Source organism: Actinomadura rugatobispora, from assembly GCF_042656285.1.
Lineage (GTDB): Bacteria > Actinomycetota > Actinomycetes > Streptosporangiales > Streptosporangiaceae > Spirillospora > Spirillospora rugatobispora.
Genome location: NZ_JBHSON010000332.1, coordinates 1 through 526, shown reverse-complemented (window position 1 = coordinate 526; position 526 = coordinate 1). Strand labels below are relative to the sequence as shown.

Below are 526 nucleotides of genomic sequence, written 5' to 3'. Positions count from 1 at the left end.
GACGAAATACACCGTCGTGATCACGTAATTGAAAACGAACACCAGCATGAACGCCACCACCGTCGCCCGGTTCACCGCCCGGCCAACCCCGGCAGGGCTCCGCTCACAATTCATCCCCATATAGCAGGCCACCAGCGCAGCGATCAGACCGAACAACCACGCCTTGCCCAGTGTCACGAACAGGTCCGACACCCGCAGCAGACCCAGCGCCCCATCGAAATAGGCGCCCGGCGTCACACCCTGCAGCAACACGTTGAACACAAAACCGCCCACCGCACCCGACAGGATCACCAGGGAGGCGAGCATGCACGAGATCATGCTGGCCGCCCACATCCGCGGCGTCACCAGCCGATGCACCGGATTGACGGCCATGACCTCCATCGCCGACAACTCATCCCGGATATTGCGCGCGCCCATGTCCGAGGTCATCGCCGAACCACCCGCACCCGCGATGATCAACGCCGACGCGATCGGCGCGACCTGCCGCACCAACCCCACCACCACCGCACCACCGGTCGCCGACTGA

1 protein-coding gene is annotated in these 526 nt (G+C 64.3%); it reads right to left on the bottom strand.

All coding sequences use genetic code 11. From position 1 onward, the window contains the following. The coding region (locus tag ACFPZN_RS56900; RefSeq protein WP_378293794.1) for an MlaE family ABC transporter permease at positions 1–526 on the bottom strand (526 nt) is incomplete at both ends.